Here is a 17,131-nt window from a genome sequence, read left to right as displayed (position 1 = left end):
CAAGGAACCGCATGACTCGCTGGGAGTACTTCACCACGCCCCTGATGATCCACAACACCACCGCGATCCTCAACAACTACGGGGACGAGGGCTGGGAGCTGGTCCAGATCGTCACCGGTCCCGAGGGCGGTCTCGTCGCGTACCTGAAGCGCCCGAAGGCCGACGCATGAGCGTCGCGGACCGCCTCGCCGAGCTCGGCCTGACGCTCCCGCCGGTCGCCGCACCCGTTGCGGCGTACGTCCCCGCGGTCGTCACCGGCCGGTACGTCTACACCGCCGGCCAGCTGCCGTTCGTCGACGGCGCACTGCCCGTCACCGGCAAGGTCGGGGCTTCGGTCGACGCCGAGACCGCCACCGCGCAGGCGCGCGTGGCAGCGCTCAACGCCCTCGCCGCCGTCGAGTCGGTCGCCGGCTCGCTCGACCGTGTCGCCCGGGTCGTCAAGGTCACGGTGTTCGTCGCGTCGGAACCGTCCTTCACGGGCCAGCCCGGAGTCGCCAACGGCGCCTCGACCCTGGTCGGCGAGGTCTTCGGCGACGCCGGCGTCCACGCGCGGAGCGCGGTGGGCGTCGCGGTCCTGCCGCTGGACGCGCCGGTGGAGGTCGAGCTGGTGGTGGAACTCACCGACTGACGGACCGTCAGCAGCGCACGTCACCTGAGCCGCGCCTCCAGTCGGATCCGGACTGGAGGCGCGGCTCACGTGTGCGGACTCACATGAGTTCCGCGATGGTCGCCATGATCGTCGGGTCGGCCAGCGTCGTCGTGTCACCGATGCGGCGGCCCTCGGCCGCGTCGCGGAGGAGACGCCGCATGATCTTGCCGGAGCGCGTCTTCGGCAGGTCGGGCACGATCACCACCTGCCGGGGCTTCGCGATCGCGCCGATGCGCTTGCCCACCCAGTTGCGGAGCTCCGTCGCCGCGGCTTCCCGGTCGACGTCGGCGGCGGCCTCGGCGGTGAGGATGACGTAGGCGACGACCGCCTGTCCGGTCGTCTCGTCGGCGGCACCGACGACGGCGGCCTCGGCCACGCCCTCGTGCCCGACCAGGGCGGACTCGATCTCGGCCGTCGACAGGCGGTGCCCGGAGACGTTCATGACGTCGTCGACGCGGCCCTGGATCCAGATGTCGCCCTGGCCGTCGAGCCGAGCGCCGTCGCCCGCGAAGTACCGGCCGGGGAACCGCGACCAGTACGTCTCGACGAAGCGGTCCGGGTCGTTCCAGATGCCGCGCGCCATCGACGGCCAGGGCTCCGTGATCGTGAGGTAGCCGCTCTCGCCCGGGTCGGCGCGGTTGCCGTCGTCGTCGACGATCTCGGCGACGATGCCGGGCAGCGGCGTCTGCGCGGCGCCGGGCTTGAGCTTCGTGACGCCGGGCAGGGCGGAGATCATGATCGCGCCCGTCTCGGTCTGCCACCACGTGTCGACGATCGGGGTCCGGTCGTGCCCGATCACCTGGCGGTACCAGTTCCACGCCTCGGGGTTGATCGGTTCACCGACGCTGCCGAGCAGGCGGAGGGTCTCGAGGCTGCGGGCCTCGGGGATCTCGCGGCCGGCCTTCATGGCCGCGCGCACCGCGGTCGGCGCCGTGTAGAGGACCGTCACGCCGTACGCGTCGACGAGGTCCCACCAGCGGCCGGGCTTCGGCTCGTCCGGGGTGCCCTCGTAGAGGACCTGCGTGACGCCGTTCGCGAGCGGGCCGTAGACGACGTACGAGTGGCCGGTGATCCACCCGATGTCGGCGGTGCACCAGTAGACGTCCTTCTCCGGGTGCATGTCGAACACGTTCTTGTGCGTGTACGCGGCCTGCGTCAGGTACCCGCCGGAGGTGTGCACGATGCCCTTCGGCTTCCCGGTGGTCCCCGACGTGTAGAGGATGAAGAGCGGGTTCTCGGCCGGGAACGCCTCGGCGGCGTGGTCCGGGGCGGCCTTCGCGAGTTCGTCGTGCCACCACAGGTCGCGGTCGTTCCAGGCGATCTCGTTCCCGCCGCGCTTGACGACCAGCACGTGCTCGACGCTGTCGGTGCCCTCGCCCTCGAGCGCTTCGTCGACCGCGGGCTTGAGCGCCGACACCGCTCCGCGGCGCCAGCCACCGTCCGCGGTCACGACGAGCTTCGCGCCGGCGTCCTCGATGCGGGCCCGCAGGCTCTCCGCGCTGAAGCCGCCGAAGACGACCGAGTGCACGGCGCCGATGCGGGCGACGGCGAGCATCGTGACGACCGCCTCGGGGATGAGGGGGAGGTAGACGACGACGCGGTCGCCGCGCCCGACACCGAGGTCGGTGAGCATGTTCGCGGCGCGCTGCACCTCGGCGGTGAGCTCGGCGTACGTGATCCGGCGGGTGTCGCCGGGGGCACCCTCGAAGTGGATCGCGACCCGGTCCCCGTTGCCGGCGCGGACGTGCCGGTCGAGGCAGTTCTCGGCGACGTTGAGCGTGCCGTCGGCGAACCACTTCGCGAACGGTGCGCCCGACCAGTCGAGGGTCTGCGTGAAGGGGGTGCGCCAGTCCAGCAGGGTGCGGGACTGCTCGGCCCAGAACGCCTCACGGTCGGCGGCGGCTGCTTCGTGCAGGTCCTCGTGCGCGACCGCGTCGGCGACGAACTCCGGGGGTGGCGGGAAGGTCGCGGCATCGTCGTCGTGGCGGGGATCGGTCTGGGTCGGAGTGGACATCGATGTCCTTTCGCGTCGTTGCGGCCGGGTGGTGCAGTCGGAGACTACCCCTCGGTCGGAGTCGGGCTCGCTCCGGGGCGCGTGTGGTGTGGCCGAGCGCGGCCGGCGGTTCATCGCGCATCGTGCATCGGCGGCGTCGTGCGCCGAGCGGGCCCGGCGCGCCCGGAAGTCGGATCGGGGGTTGCCCGGTGGGGCGGTTCATGGGGTACAGTAGTTCTCGCTGGACTCGTTTCCGGCGGCAACGGTTCGGATTCCCCCCAATCCACCGATGTCCAGGCGGCACCTGTTCCCCCCAACCGGTGCCGCCTCTTCTGTTTTCCGGGACGCGTACCGCTCGAACAGTCGGCCCCCGAGGCCTCCGTGCGTGCCCGATCCGCATGGACAAGCGGAAGCGTGGACAGACCTGTCCATGCTCTTGCATCGACCTCGTCGTCGGTTGCACCGCGTTCTGTTGTCGTCGGCAACCCTGTGGGGACACCGTTCGGGGTGGCGGGAGCGCACCCGACCCGGTGACACCGAGTGGGGTACGGCAATCTGCTTCGGGGTACAAATCTGTTCACTGCTGTGGGGTCTGGTCGCTTCTCCACCGAGACCGCCACCGTCGCCGTTCGCCCGTCGTCCCCTCGTACGTTCTGGGGCATGCGCCGACACCGTGCTGACACGCCCTTCCTGCCCGGCACACCCCACCCCGCCCGCCGGCGCGAGCTGGCCGCAGCCGACTTCGAGGAACTCGCCGCCCTCGTCGGCGACGCGACCGTCACCGACGTCCTCGTCCTCGGTGGACACGGCACCTGGGTCGACCGCGGGCGCGGGCTCGAACGCGTCCCGCCGGACCTTCCCGAACGCCGCGTGCGCGACCTGGCGACCGAACTCGTCGCCCGGGGCGGTCGGCACGTCGACGAGACCACACCCTGCGCCGACGTCCGGCACGGCGACGGGATCCGGGTGCACGTCGTGCTCGCTCCGGTCTCGGTCAGCGGTACCGCCGTGTCGATCCGGCTGCCGCGCCCGGAGCTCCCGACCCTCGCCGCGCTGGAGCGGCTCGGCGCGTTCGCGCGGGTGCCGCGGTCGGTCGTCCAACGGGTCGTCGACGAACGCCGGAACGTCCTCGTCACCGGGGCCACCGGCAGCGGGAAGACGACGCTGCTCGCCGCGATGCTCGGTGCGGTCCCGCGCACCGAACGGATCGTCACCGTCGAGGACCTCGCCGAACTCCGGATCGACCACCCGCACGTCGTCTCGCTCGAAGCCCGACAGGCGAACGCCGAGGGGGCCGGCGCGCTCGGCCTCGACCGCCTCGTCCGTGAGGCCCTGCGGATGCGTCCGGACCGGATCGTCGTGGGGGAGTGCCGGGGAGCGGAGGTCCGCGAGCTCCTCTCGGCGCTCAACACCGGCCACGACGGCGGCGCCGGCACCGTGCACGCGAACGGCCTCGACGACGTGGCGGCACGGCTCGAGGCACTCGGCGCGCTCGCCGGACTCGGGCCCGAGGCGCTCGCCCGCCAGGCGGTCAGCGCCTTCCACTCGGTCCTGCACGTGGAGCGGCGCGGTGGGCGACGACGGCTGAGCGGTGTGGGCACGTTCCGCGTCGGGGCGGACGGGAGGCTCGAGGTGCGCCCGGTGGACCGGCTGCGGTGACGGGGCGGCCGGCTCCACCGCGCCCCTCGGCTCGCCGGGGCGCGGCCCGCCCGGGCGGTGAGCAGGGGCGGCCGGGCGGCGGGCAGGGGCGGCCTGGTCGCGGTCGCCCCCGGCTGCAGGCTGCCGACGGCGCCGCGGCGGCCGCCCGGACGCTGGACCGCGTCGCGACCCTGGTCGGCGCCGGCGTGCCGCCGCCACGCGCCTGGGAACTGGTCGGCGGGCTCCCCGGGGGTGACGAGCCCGCCTGGCAGGACGTCGCCGCCGTGCTCCGCGTCGCGTCGCACACCGGCGCACCCGCCGCGGTCGCGCTCCGGGCGCTCGCCGGGGCGCTCCGCCGATCGGCCGCCTCGGACCGGGCGGTGCGGGTGGCGCTCGCCGGGCCGCGGGCCAGCGCCCGGGTCGTCCTCGCTCTGCCGGCCCTCGGGCTCGCCCTCGGCTCGACCTGGGGCGCGGGTGCCGTCGAGGTGCTCCTCACCACGCCGGTCGGGTGGACCTGCTGTGCCGTGGCCGCCGCCCTGGTCGGTGCCGGCCGGACGTGGACGGCTCGACTCGTCCGTGCGGCCACCCCGGACGGGCACGTGCCCGGCGTGCTGCTCGACGCGTGGGCCGTCGCGGTGTCCGGCGGTGGGTCGTGGGCGACGAGCGGTGCAGCCGTGCGGGAGGCGTTCGACGGGGTCGTGGCACCCGCTGCCCGCGGAGCGCAGGACGCCGAGGGCGATCGCCTGCGTGAGGTCCTCCAGCTCGCCCAGCGCGCCGGGGTGCCCGCCGCCACGCTGCTGCGTGCCGCCGCCGAGGACGTCCGTGACGACGCTGCCGCCGCGGGCCTCGCGGCCGCCGAACGCCTGGCGGTCCGGCTCGTGCTGCCGCTCGGGGTCTGCGTGCTGCCGGCCTTCGTCCTCGTGGGGGTCGTGCCCGTGGTGGTCGGCGTCCTCTCCTCCACCGTCGTCGCCGGCACGTGAACCGTCCACAGATCGCCGCGACCGGGCGGCTCGGCCGGCGCCGGACGCGAGGCTGGGGACACCCCTTCAGGAAGGACGGACCATGACCGACACACCGACCAGCACGACATCCACCCCGCACCGCGCCCGCACCCGCGCTCGCGCTCGCTCCCGCTCTCGCATCCGAACCGGCGTCGGTGCCGGACTCCGGCGCCGACTCCGTGACGACCGCGGTTCGGCCACCGCGGAGTACGCCGTCGTGATCCTCGCCGCGGTGGCCTTCGCCGGGGTGCTCGTCGCGGTGATGCGCTCCGGCGAGGTGCAGGGCATCCTCACCGAACTCGTCCGCGGTGCGCTCTCCCTCTGACCGGCGCCGGCACGGGCGTGACACGGCGGCCGGGGAGCGCGGCACGGTGACCGTCGAGTTCGCGGTCGTGCTCCCGGTCGTCGCCCTGGTGCTGACGTCGCTCGTCGCCGCGGTCGTCGTCGTCGACGGGGTGGGTCGGCTGCAACTGGCCGCCGCGACGGCCGCACGGTCGATCGGGCGGGGTGACGACGGCGGTGGACGAGCAGCCGTGGAGCGGATCGCGCCGGGGGCGTCCGTCACCGTGCAGCGCGGGGGAGACGTCGTGTGCGTCGAGGCGTCGCGGGGTGGGGCCGGACCGTTCGCGGCCGTGCCGTTGCGTGCGACGGCGTGCGCTGCCGAGGGCGGCCGGTGAGCGTGGTGGACCGGAGGGTGCCGGACCGGACTGTGCCGGACCGGACTGTGCCGGAGGGGACGGCGGGGGACCGGGGGTCGGCCACGCTGCTCGTCACGGCCGTCGTCGCGGTCGCGCTCGTGGCCGTGTCCGCCGCGCTCGCCGGCGCCGGCGTCCGCGTCGGGACGGTCCGCGCACAGGCCGCGGCGGACGCATCGGCGCTCGCCGCGGCGTCCGCGCTCGTGGGCCTCGTCCCGGGGGATCCGTGCCAGCTCGCCGAGACCGTCGCCCATGCCAACGGCGCCGCCGTCGAGGCCTGTTCGACCGCCGCTGCGAGCGCCCGTGTCGGCGTCGTCGTCGACGGCGGACCGTTCGCCGTGGGCGCAGTCGCGGTCGCCGGTCCGGCGGACGACCAGCCCGAACACTATGTGTATGGTGTGCCTGTCGGCCCCCGGTCACCGGTGCCCCGGTCGACCCGGACGCGTTCGTCGTCCAGGGCCGACGCGCACCATCGATCAAGGAGACACGTGCCAGGCACGAAGAAGCTCGTCATCGTCGAGAGCCCCGCGAAGGCGAAGACGATCGCGCAATACCTCGGGGACGGATACGAGGTCCAGGCGTCCGTCGGACACATCCGCGACCTCGTCGAGCCCAAGAACCTGCCCGCGGAGCTCAAGAAGGGCTCCCTCGGCAAGTTCTCGGTCGACGTCGACAACGGCTTCGAGCCGTACTACGTCGTCTCCGACGCGAAGAAGAAGACGGTCTCCGAGCTCAAGCGGGCACTGAAGGACGCCGACGAGCTCTACCTCGCAACTGATGAGGACCGCGAGGGCGAGGCCATCGCGTGGCACCTCCTCCAGGTGCTGAAGCCCAAGGTGCCGGTGAAGCGCATGGTCTTCCACGAGATCACGAAGGAGGCGATCCAGCGCGCGCAGGAGGCCACCCGTGAGCTCGACACCGCCCTGGTCGACGCGCAGGAGACCCGCCGCATCCTCGACCGTCTCTACGGGTACGAGGTCTCGCCGGTGCTCTGGCGGAAGATCGGCCCCGGTCTCTCCGCCGGCCGCGTGCAGTCCGCCGCCACCCGTCTCGTGGTCGACCGTGAGCGCGAGCGCCTGGCGTTCGTCTCCGCCAACTACTGGGACCTCAGCGCGCGCTTCGAGAAGCAGGGCGACACCGCCTTCACCGCTCGGCTCGCACGCATCCACGGCACCCGGGTCGCCTCCGGCCGCGACTTCGACGACCGCGGTGCGCTGAAGGGCGACATCGTCCGCCTCGACGAGGCCGCCGCCGCAGCGCTGACCGCCGTGCTCGAGCGTGCAGGTGACGCCACCGTCCGCAGCGTCGACTCGAAGCCGTACACCCGTCGCCCGGCCGCACCGTTCACCACGTCGACCCTCCAGCAGGAGGCCGCCCGCAAGCTCCGGTTCTCCGCCCGCCAGACGATGAGCGTCGCGCAGTCGCTCTACGAGAACGGGCACATCACCTACATGCGTACCGACTCGTCCTCGCTCTCGCAGCAGGCGATCACCGCGGCACGCAAGCAGGCCGCGTCGCTGTACGGCGCCGAGACGATCCCGGACAAGCCCCGCAGCTACGTCGGCAAGAGCAAGAACGCGCAAGAGGCGCACGAGGCGATCCGCCCCGCCGGTGACACCTTCCGCACGCCGTCCGAGATGGAGGGCGTGCTCCGCGGCAACGACTGGCGCCTGTACGACCTGATCTGGAAGCGCACCGTCGCGTCCCAGATGGCCGACGCGAAGGGCTCGACGGCCTCGGTCGTGCTCGGCGTCACGTCGACCGAGTCGGTCGAGGGCCTCGCGTCCACGGCGTCCGGCACCGACGTGGAGTTCACCGCGTCCGGCACCGTCATCACCTTCCGTGGCTTCCTCAACGCGTACGAGGAAGGCCGCGACGAAGACCGCCACGGCGCCTCGGGCGAGGGCAGCGGCGGCGACGACGCGAAGCTGCCGCAGATGGCCGAGGGCGACCACCTCGCGGTCACCGACGTCGAGGCGAAGGGCCACGACACCTCGGCCCCGCCGCGGTACACCGAGGCCAGCCTGGTGAAGACGCTGGAAGAGCTCGGGATCGGGCGCCCGTCGACCTACGCCGCGATCATCTCGACGATCATGGACCGCGGGTACGTCACGCAGCGCGGCAGCGCCCTCGTGCCGAACTGGATCGCGTTCAGCGTGGTCCGGCTGCTCGAGGACCACTTCGGCGACCTGGTGCAGTACGACTTCACCGCGGGCATGGAAGAGGACCTCGACCGCATCGCGAGCGGCGACGAGGACCGGGTCGACTGGCTCAAGGAGTTCTACTTCGGCGGCGGCGACCAGCGCGGCCTCCGGACCGTCATCGACAACCTCGGCGAGATCGACGCACGCGAGATCAACTCGGTCGAGCTCGCGCCCGGCCTGACCCTGCGCATCGGTCGCTACGGCCCCTACATCGAGGTGCCGAGCGACGACCCCGAGAAGCCCCGTCGCGTCAACGTGCCGGAGGACCTCGCGCCCGACGAGCTCACGACCGAGAAGGCCCGCGAGCTCGTGGACGCCCCGGTGCTCGGCGACCGTGTCGTCGGCATCAACCCGGAGTCCGGCAAGGAAGTCCTCGCGAAGGACGGCCGCTTCGGCCCCTACGTGACCGAGCGCACCCCCGAGCCGGAGCCCGCAGTGGACCCCGCGACGGGCGAGGTGCTCGACGCGACCACGGCTGCCGCGACGACCGCCGGCACGACCACGGCCGCCGAGCCCGCACCGGCCGAGGCCGGCGCGACGGCGACGAAGACCGCCGCGAAGAAGGCGCCCGCGAAGAAGACGACGAAGAAGGCCGCGGCGCCGAAGGAACGCACCGCGTCGCTCTTCAAGTCGATGGACCCGCAGACCGTCGACCTCGAGACGGCCCTGAAGCTGCTCGACCTGCCCCGCACCGTGGGCAAGGACCCGGAGTCCGGCGACGAGATCACCGCGCAGAACGGTCGCTACGGCCCCTACCTCAAGAAGGGCACCGACACCCGGACCCTGCCGAGCGAGGACGCCATCTTCGACGTCGACCTGCCCGGCGCACTCGAGCTCTTCGCGCAGCCGAAGTACGGCGGACGCCGTGCCGCCAGCGCCGCGCTCAAGGAGTTCGACGCCGACCCGGTGTCCGGCAAGCCGATCAAGATGAAGGACGGCCGCTTCGGCCCGTACGTCACCGACGGCGAGACGAACGCCACCATCCCGCGCGGCGAGGACGTCGAGGCGGTGGACCACGCCCGCGCGGTCCAGCTCATCGCGGACAAGCGCGCCAAGGGCCCGGTGAAGAAGAAGGCACCGGCGCGGAAGCCGGCGGCCAAGAAGAAGTGACCGGCCGCTTCATCACGCTCGAGGGCGGCGACGGTGCGGGGAAGACCACGCAGGCGGAGCTCCTGACCGCCTGGCTCGAGGAGCACGGCCGCACGGTCGTGCGCACCCGCGAGCCCGGCGGCACCGAACTGGGCGTCCGGATCCGCGAGATCGTGCTGCACGAACGCGGGCACGTCGCGCCGCGTGCGGAAGCGCTGCTCTACGCGGCCGACCGGGCGCACCACGTCGAGACGCTGGTGCGACCGGCGATCGCCCGCGGGGACGTCGTGCTGCAGGACCGCTACATCGACTCGTCGGTGGCGTACCAGGGCGTCGCGCGGGACCTCGGCGCCGAGCACGTCCGATCGGTCTCGGAGTGGGCTGCCGACGGGCTCGTGCCGGACCTCACGATCCTGCTCGACCTCGACGTGACCGTCGGCCGCGCCCGGGTCGCGGCGGCCCGGGGGGACACCTTCGACCGGCTCGAGTCCGAGGCAGCGGCGTTCCACGAGACCGTCCGGCACGCCTTCCTGGACATGGCGGCCGCCGAGCCGGAGCGCTTCCTCGTCGTCGACGCCGACGCCCCGGCGGCCGAGGTCCAGCGCGCCATCCGTGACGCGGTCGGCCCGCTCGTCGGGATCGACGCGGGATGACGGTGGCGGCTGACAGGATGGCTCCGTGAGCGTGTGGGACGGCCTGACCGGGCAAGAGGAAGCGGTGGCGTCGCTGCGGCACGCCGCCGAGTCCCCGGACGGCACCGGCGGCATGACCCACTCGTGGCTCATCACCGGCCCGCCCGGCTCCGGTCGGTCGAACGTCGCGTCGGCGTTCGCGGCGGCCCTGGTCGGCAGCGGACCGGACGACGACCACACGCTGCGGCAGATCACCGCGAAGACCCACCCGGACGTGTCGGTCCTCACGACGCAGCGGGTCATCATCACCATCGACGAGATCCGGCAGCTCGTGACCTCGTCGCACTTCTCGCCCTCGGTGGGCCGGTACCGCGTCGTCGTCATCGAGGACGCCGACCGGATGACCGAGCGCACCTCGAACCTGTTGCTCAAGGCGCTCGAGGAACCGCCGGAGCGCACGGTGTGGATCCTCTGCGCTCCGAGCGAGGCGGACCTGCTGCCGACGATCCGGTCCCGCGTCCGTTCCGTGCGCCTCCGGGTGCCGGGCATCGAGTCCGTCGCCGACCTGCTGGTCGCCCGCACCGGGGTCGACCGGGTCCTCGCGATGGACGCCGCACGGCAGGCGCAGAGCCACATCGGCATGGCCCAGCGCCTCGCCACCAGCCCGGACGCCCGCGATCGCCGGCGCCGGACCCTGACGACCGTGCTCGGCGTGCGCACCGTGGGCGATGCCGTGATGGCTGCCGCCGACCTGCTCGCCGTCGCCGACGAGGACGCCAAGGCCATCACCGAGCAGCGCGACTCCGAAGAGCGCGACGCGGCACTGCGGTCCCTCGGGGTGGAGCCGGGCGGCACGGTCCCACCGGCACTCCGGTCGCAGCTCCGTGCCCTCGAGGACGACCAGAAGCGCCGGGCGACGCGGAGTCTGCGGGACGGCCTCGACCGCATCCTGGTCGACGTCTCCTCGCTGTACCGCGACCTGCTGCTGCTCGGGCTCGGCGCACCGGCCGAACCGGTCAACCTCGCCATGCGGGAGCACCTCGACCACGCGCTGCAGTCGGTGACGCCGGCGGCCGCGCTCGAGGTCCTCGATGCGATCGCCCTCGCCCGTCAGCGGATCGCGGCGAACGTGGCGGCGCTCCTCGCGCTCGAGGCGCTGCTCGTCACGGTCGCCCGCGCGAGCCGCTGACCGCGCGCCGGTGACGCCCGGCTCGGCCGCACCGACGCCCTGGTCGCCACCACGTCGTGACCGAGCGTGCGTTCCGGAGCCGACCCGCGCCTCCAGGCCTGGTCATCGGCAGGCGCGACGCCCGCCGATCCGCGGCTCCGCGTGGGACAATCGCGACATGTCCGACGCAGAACCCGGCCTGCGCGAGCGGAAGCGCCGCGCCACCCGACTCGCGATCCAGCAGGCGGCGCTCCGCATCGCGATCGAGGACGGCCTGCAGGCCGTGACGGTCGACGAGATCTCGCGCCGCGCCGACGTGTCCCCGCGCACGTTCTTCAACTACTTCCCGAACAAGGAGGGCGCGATCCTCGGCGAGGACCCGACCCTGCCCGACGACGCCGCCCGTGCGGCGTTCGTGGCCGGGGGACCGAAGGGCGACCTCCTCGCGGACCTCGGTACGCTGCTCGTCCACTCGACCCGCGAACTCATCGAGGAACGCGGGCTCATCGAGGAGCGGCAGCAGGTGCTCCGTGCGGCGCCGGAGCTGTTCAGCCGTCGGATGGAGTCGATGAAGGAGTTCCAGGCCGAGGTCGAACGGGCCGTGGTGGAACGCCTGTCCGGACCGGACGCCGAACCGGTGCTCGGGACGGACCCGGTGCTCGGGACCGACCCGACCACGCTGCGCCGTCGCGCGCGGCTCGCGTCCCTCGTCGCCCTCGCGACGTTGCGGCACGCGTGGTGGGAGTGGTCGGACGGTGACAGCGACACGCACCTGGTCGACGAGCTCGAGCGGTCCTTCGCCGACCTCGACGCGCTCGTTTCGCGTTCTCTCGTCTGAACCTGTATAGTCGTGACCCGTGCCGCTCCGGTCTGACCGGGGCGTCCGCCGCCTTAGCTCAGTCGGTAGAGCGATTCACTCGTAATGAATAGGTCGTCGGTTCGATTCCGACAGGCGGCTCCGCGAACGGCCCCGATCCCCACCAGTGTGGGCATCGGGGCCGTTTCCCGTTCGGGCCGGAGCCGGCCGCTCAGGGCAGGTAGTACGTCGGGTTCGGCAGCTTGATGCTGCGGTCCGCCGACCCACCGAGCAGGTCGCTGAACTGGTCGCCGACGTTCGCGACCACGTCGTACCGGCCACCCGAGCGGGACTCGATGTGTGCGCGGGTCTGCGACTTGTACTCGACGGTGGTGCACTTCGCGGTGGCGCAGGTGATGTACGACGGCTGTTGCGATGCGCCGACCCCGGTCCACTTCGTGTAGTACGTCTGGGTGCCGTTCTTCGTCGCGGTGAACTGCGGGTACCCGACCTTGACGAGGTTCGCGATCGTGGCGGTCTTCTGGTCGTCGTTGCGGCCGGTGAGCCCGATGACGGTGCAGCCGGAGCGCTGGGCGACGGACACGAGCGAGGTCATCGACGGGGTGGCGGGGAAGCGCTGGTCCTGCACCCATTCGTCCTGGCGGGCAGGGTCGAAGACGAAGTGCATGTCCGCGACCTCCATGTCGTACGTCCACAGGGTGGTGTCGTCGGCGTCGAGGACGATCGCCGGGTTGCGGTGGAGCTTCCGTCCGACGGCGCACTGCGCGGCGATGACGGGCGCCTGGCGCGACACGATCGAGCGCATCTCGCGGATGTACGGGGAGTCGGTGCGGTTCGCGAGACCGGTGCCGGGGTCGCCGTAGTAGGTCGCGATGGTCGACTTCACGGAGTCGATGTTCGGGATGCCCTCACCGCTCTGGGTCGCGCCGGACGAACCGTCGGCCGCCATCGTGAACTGCGTCCGCGGGGACAGCCGGGGCTCGGAGACGCCGGGCAGGTCCGCGGAGGGCAGGTAGTAGGTGGGGTTCGGCAGCTTCAGGGACCGGTCGGCGTACCCGCCCTGCAGGTCGCTCCACTGGTCACCGATGTTGAGCGTGATGTCATAGCCGAGGTCCTGCTCGATGTGCTTCCGGGTCAGTGCCTTGTACTCGACGGTGGTGCACTTCGCCGTGGCGCAGGTGATGTACGACGGCTGCTGGGACGCGCCGACCCCGGTCCACTTCGTGAAGAAGCGGTCCTGCGTGAAGGCGGTGTACCCGACCTTCGTCAGGTTCTGAACGGTGGCCGCCTTCTGGTCGTCGTTCCGGCCGGTGAGGCCGAAGACCGTGAAGCCCATCGCCTGAGCCCGGTTGACGAAGCCCACCATCGACGGGGTCGCGGGGAAGCGTTCGTCCTGCACCCATTCGTCCTGGCGGGCGGGGTCGAAGACGAAGTGCATGTCCGCGACCTCCATGTCGTACGTCCACAGCGTGGTGTCGTCGGCGTCGAGGACGATGGCGGGCTTCTCGCCGTGCCGGACGGCCTGGTCGTGGATGCGCTGCAGGCCGGCGGACTGCCGGGCGACGATCGAGCGCATCTCACGGATGTAGGGGGAGTCGGTGCGGTTCGCGAGTCCGGTGCCGGGGTCGCCGTAGTAGGTGGCGATGGTCTTCTTCACGGAGTCGATGTTCGGGATGCCCTCCCCGCCCTGCGTCGCACCCGAGGAGCCGTCGGCCGCCATCGTGAAGTGCGTCCGCGGCGTCAGACGGGCATCGGCGGAGTGGCCGGGGGAGTGACCCGGTGCGCCCCATCCGTGTGCGTTCGCCGGGCTCACGCCGACGAGGGTGGAGGTGAGGACGATCGCCGCGCTCGTGGCGACGACGGACAGGACGGATCGGCGCATGGAGACCTGATCGCTTTCTGCTGGGCGGATCTCGGGGGAACGGTCACCCCTGTTCGGGGGACCTGGGAGCACGCTAGCTGGCAATCGTCCGTGGAGTCCATACCAAAGTGCTGCAGGAGGACAGCGGCGTGGCTGCTCGCGGCACTGGTAGACAGGACGCATGACGGTTCGCTGGGGAGTCATCGGCACGGGCGGCATCGCACGCTCCTTCGTGGGCGACTGCGTCCCCGCCGGGGTGGAGTTCGTCGCGGTCGGCAGCCGCACGGCCGACCGGGCACAGGCGTTCGCCGCCGAGTTCGGCATCCCTCGGTCGTACGGCTCGTACGAGGAGCTCGTCGCCGATCCGGAGGTCGACGCGGTCTACGTCGCGACCCCGCACTCCCGTCACGCCGACGACGCCCTGCTCGCGATCGAGGCCGGCAAGCACGTCCTCGTCGAGAAGGCGTTCACGATCACGGCCGACGAGGCACGGCGGGTGGTCGACGCGGCCCGCCGGGCGGACGTCGCCGTGATGGAGGCGATGTGGACCCGCTTCCTCCCGCAGATGTCGATGATCCGCGAGCTCGTCGCCGAGGGCCGCATCGGACGCGTTCGTGTCGTCGAGGCCACCCACCACCAGGCGTTGCCCGCCGACCCGCACCACCGGCTCAACGACCCGGCGCTCGGCGGCGGCGCGATCCTCGACCTCGGCGTCTACCCGATCTCGTTCGCGGTCGACGTGCTCGGCGTGCCGACGTCGGTCCTCGCCGCCGGCACGCTGAGCGACCAGGGCGTGGACACCCAGATGGGCCTGGTCCTCACCCACCCGGGCGGCTCGCAGTCGATGATCCACTTCGGGCTCGACCTGCGCAGCCCGAACACCGCGTCGGTGATCGGCGAGGACGGGCGCATCGACCTCGACGCGACCTGGTACACGCCGACGACGTGGCGGGTCCGCGACCGGGACGGCGTCGTGGTGGAGGAGTACGACGGCCGCGAGGAGCTGACCGGCTACGCGCACGAGGTCCGCGCGTTCGAGTCGATGGTGACGTCCGGCAACCACGAGGGCGGGCCGATGGACCCGGAGGAGACCATCGCGATCATGGCGCTCATGGACGAGGCACGTCGTCAGGTGGGCGTGCGGTACGCCGCCGACGAGCGTCCCGTCACGACGGATCAGGAAGACGGCCTGGAGGCTCCTCCCGCAGTTCCGTAGGATCGTTCGCGATGTCCGACCACCAGCCTCCGTCGCGCTCCGTCGCGGACCGCGTCCGCCACGCGCTCGCCGCCGTCCGTGCCTCCGCCGCCCGTCGTCCGGTGCCGTGGATCGCCGGTGGCCTCGCCACCGTGCTCGTGCTCGGTTCCGGCGGTGCCGTCGCGGTGGCCGCGGCGACGATGCCCGCGCCCCGGTCGTCCGCCTCGGCGGTCGCCGACCCGACCCGGTCGGTGCGCCCGAGCGCGTCGCCGACCACCGCGACGCCGTCGAGCACGCCGACCCCGAGCGGACGCGCGGTGCCGGAGAACGCCGCCGGGCCGTCAGCCCTCCGCACGTGCACGATCGACGCCGCCGCTTCGGCCAGCGGCCTCGGGGCCTTCGAGGGCTACGTGATGAACGCGAAGACGGGCCAGGTGCTGTTCTCGCGGAACGGTGACAAGGCCGCGCAGACCGGCAGCGTCATGAAGACCCTGACGACGGCGACGGCGTTGGCCGTCGTCGGCGGCGGGTACCGGATCCCGACCACGGTGACGAAGGAGTCCGGGGGTGCGATCGCGCTCGTCGGCCACGGGGACGCCACGCTCTCGGCCGGCGGGGCCACGGTCTACCCGGGCGCACCCACGCTCGGCCAGCTCGCCCAACAGGTGAAGGCGAAGCTCGGTGACACCCCGGTCACCACGATCGTCACGGACGACACGTACTGGAACGACGCGGACGCCTGGGACCCGACCTGGCCCGTCAGCGAGCGGACGATCGGGTACCAGCCGAACGTCACCGCGCTGATGGTCGACGGCGACCGGGCGAACCCCGGTGCCGCCACCTCGCCGCGCTCCACCGACCCGGTCGGTCGTGCGGGCAGCCTCTTCCGCACGGCACTGGCGAACGCCGGTGTCGCCGGGGCCGCGAACGCGCAGATCGTCAAGCGCGCCACGACGAGCTCGGACACCATCGCGACCGTGTCGTCGCAGCCGGTGTCGACGCTCATCGGCCAGATGATCCCGAACTCCGACAACACCCTCGCCGAGATGCTCGCCCGGCTGTCGTCGAAGCAGTCCGGCTCGGACGGGTCCGCCGCCTCGCTGACGTCGGTGTACCAGAAGGCGCTCGGCTCGTACGGGGTCGACCCGGCCGGCATCGTCATCAAGGACGGTTCGGGCGAGAGCGCCGCGAACGCGGTGTCGCCGAACTTCGTCGCCCACCTCATGGTGCAGGTCGCCGCGGGCGCGAAGGGCCTCGGCACGCTCGCGAACGCGCTCCCCGTGTCCGGGCAGTCCGGCACGCTCGCCAGCCGCTTCACCGGGGCGAACGCGGTCGCGCGCGGGAAGGTGCACGCGAAGACCGGGTGGATCGACAGCGCGAACACGCTCGGCGGCTACATCGACGCCGCCGACGGCTCACGTCTGACGTTCGCGTTCTACGCCATCGGGTCCCCGCGGGCCGCCGCGCTGCCGGCACTCGACCGGGTGACCGCGGCGACCTACTCGTGCGGGAGCAAGCTCACCGGGTCCTGATCCGCGGGGTGTTGGATGGCCCCATGGCCAGGGCACTCCTCATCGTCGACGTCCAGAACGACTTCACCGAAGGCGGTGCCCTCCCCGTCACCGGGGGAGCGGCGATCGCGCGGCGCATCTCCGCGTTCCTCGGCCGGCACGCCGACGAGTACGACCTCATCGTCGCGTCGCGCGACTGGCACCACGGCGACGACGACAACGGTGGCCACTTCGCCGGTGCCGCTGCGCCGGACTTCGTGACGACGTGGCCGGTGCACTGCGTCGCCGGCACGCCCGGGGCGGACTACCACCCCGACCTCGACACCGCGCCGATCGACGTGCACGTCTTCAAGGGGCAGGGCACGCCGGACTACTCGGCCTTCCAGGGCCGGACCGAGGGCGGCGTGCCGCTGCCCGACGTCCTCGACGAGCACCACGTGACGTCCGTCGACGTCGTGGGCCTCGCGACCGACCACTGCGTGCGCGCCTCGGCGCTCGACGCACTCACCGCCGGGTACGCCGTCGAGGTCCTCGACGACCTGGTCGCCGGTGTGGACCCGGAGCGCAGCGAGCACGCCCTCGACGAGGTGCGGACGGCCGGCGGGCACATCGGCACGAGCGACATGGACGAGGGGCTCGCGAACCCCGGAGGAGCAGTCCTGTGACCGACACCAGCAC

Annotated in this window: 15 protein-coding genes and 1 tRNA gene; 14 read left to right on the top strand and 2 right to left on the bottom strand. The window is 72.5% G+C overall.

The annotated features are described in order from the left end of the window. The first annotated feature begins 11 nt into the window (after positions 1-11). Together EDF64_RS03600 and EDF64_RS03595 are read left to right on the top strand one after the other, a co-directional pair. On the top strand, positions 12-170 hold the full coding sequence (locus EDF64_RS03600; RefSeq protein WP_017888699.1) for a DUF4177 domain-containing protein: 159 nt from the start codon (positions 12-14) through the stop codon (positions 168-170). After that, entirely contained in the window at positions 167-628 is a 462-nt protein-coding gene (locus EDF64_RS03595; protein WP_133518723.1) for a RidA family protein, read from the top strand. The genes EDF64_RS03600 and EDF64_RS03595 overlap by 4 nt, the downstream gene beginning before the upstream one ends. 79 nt (positions 629-707) lie before the next feature. Here the strand turns inward: EDF64_RS03595 and acs are convergent, their stop codons facing one another. Next, on the bottom strand, positions 708-2,663 hold the full coding sequence (acs, locus tag EDF64_RS03590) for an acetate--CoA ligase (RefSeq protein WP_133518722.1): 1,956 nt from the start codon (positions 2,661-2,663) through the stop codon (positions 708-710). 639 nt (positions 2,664-3,302) lie between these two features. Here acs and EDF64_RS03585 point away from each other — a divergent pair. The 9 genes from EDF64_RS03585 to EDF64_RS03545 all read left to right on the top strand — a co-directional run bounded on the left by EDF64_RS03585 (position 3,303) and on the right by EDF64_RS03545 (position 12,027). Then, positions 3,303-4,301, top strand: a complete 999-nt coding sequence (locus EDF64_RS03585) for a TadA family conjugal transfer-associated ATPase (RefSeq protein ID WP_133518721.1) — start codon at positions 3,303-3,305, stop codon at positions 4,299-4,301. Further along, positions 4,298-5,260, top strand: coding sequence for a type II secretion system F family protein (locus EDF64_RS03580; protein ID WP_133518720.1), 963 nt, complete (start codon positions 4,298-4,300; stop codon positions 5,258-5,260). Before EDF64_RS03585 ends, EDF64_RS03580 begins: the two co-directional genes overlap by 4 nt. A gap of 82 nt (positions 5,261-5,342) precedes the next feature. Beyond that, positions 5,343-5,606: a DUF4244 domain-containing protein gene (locus tag EDF64_RS03575; protein WP_432207011.1), complete on the top strand. Its 264-nt coding sequence runs from the start codon at positions 5,343-5,345 to the stop codon at positions 5,604-5,606. 46 nt (positions 5,607-5,652) lie between these two features. Next, complete coding sequence (locus EDF64_RS03570) at positions 5,653-5,958, top strand: TadE family type IV pilus minor pilin (RefSeq protein WP_166645586.1); 306 nt, start codon at positions 5,653-5,655, stop codon at positions 5,956-5,958. Positions 5,959-6,464: 506 nt separating this feature from the next. Continuing rightward, a complete protein-coding gene (gene topA / locus EDF64_RS03565; RefSeq protein ID WP_133518931.1) occupies positions 6,465-9,290 on the top strand; it encodes a type I DNA topoisomerase in 2,826 nt (941 codons plus the stop codon). Beyond that, a complete protein-coding gene (gene tmk / locus EDF64_RS03560; protein ID WP_133518718.1) occupies positions 9,287-9,922 on the top strand; it encodes a dTMP kinase in 636 nt (211 codons plus the stop codon). Before topA ends, tmk begins: the two co-directional genes overlap by 4 nt. Before the next feature lie 25 nt (positions 9,923-9,947). Continuing rightward, positions 9,948-11,090, top strand: a complete 1,143-nt coding sequence (locus EDF64_RS03555) for a DNA polymerase III subunit delta' (RefSeq protein ID WP_133518717.1) — start codon at positions 9,948-9,950, stop codon at positions 11,088-11,090. A 157-nt stretch (positions 11,091-11,247) separates the two neighbouring features. Further along, positions 11,248-11,907, top strand: coding sequence for a TetR/AcrR family transcriptional regulator (locus EDF64_RS03550; protein ID WP_133518716.1), 660 nt, complete (start codon positions 11,248-11,250; stop codon positions 11,905-11,907). Between the two features lie 47 nt (positions 11,908-11,954). Continuing rightward, positions 11,955-12,027, top strand: a tRNA-Thr gene (locus EDF64_RS03545). A 70-nt stretch (positions 12,028-12,097) separates the two neighbouring features. Here the strand turns inward: EDF64_RS03545 and EDF64_RS03540 are convergent. Beyond that, a complete protein-coding gene (locus tag EDF64_RS03540; protein WP_133518715.1) occupies positions 12,098-13,768 on the bottom strand; it encodes an HAD family acid phosphatase in 1,671 nt (556 codons plus the stop codon). A 160-nt stretch (positions 13,769-13,928) separates the two neighbouring features. Between EDF64_RS03540 and EDF64_RS03535 the strand changes: the two genes are divergently transcribed. From EDF64_RS03535 to EDF64_RS03525, 3 genes are read left to right on the top strand one after another with little or no spacing between them, the layout of a single operon-like run. Next, positions 13,929-14,963: a Gfo/Idh/MocA family protein gene (locus EDF64_RS03535; RefSeq protein WP_133518714.1), complete on the top strand. Its 1,035-nt coding sequence runs from the start codon at positions 13,929-13,931 to the stop codon at positions 14,961-14,963. Positions 14,964-14,974: 11 nt separating this feature from the next. Further along, complete coding sequence (gene dacB / locus EDF64_RS03530) at positions 14,975-16,474, top strand: D-alanyl-D-alanine carboxypeptidase/D-alanyl-D-alanine endopeptidase (RefSeq protein WP_133518713.1); 1,500 nt, start codon at positions 14,975-14,977, stop codon at positions 16,472-16,474. 23 nt (positions 16,475-16,497) lie between these two features. Beyond that, positions 16,498-17,118, top strand: coding sequence for an isochorismatase family protein (locus EDF64_RS03525; protein ID WP_133518712.1), 621 nt, complete (start codon positions 16,498-16,500; stop codon positions 17,116-17,118). The last annotated feature ends 13 nt before the right edge of the window (positions 17,119-17,131 follow it).

Origin of the sequence: Curtobacterium flaccumfaciens, from assembly GCF_004361695.1 — a bacterium.
In the GTDB taxonomy this organism is placed as follows: domain Bacteria; phylum Actinomycetota; class Actinomycetes; order Actinomycetales; family Microbacteriaceae; genus Curtobacterium; species Curtobacterium flaccumfaciens_B.
This window is presented reverse-complemented; position numbering and strand designations above follow the sequence as displayed.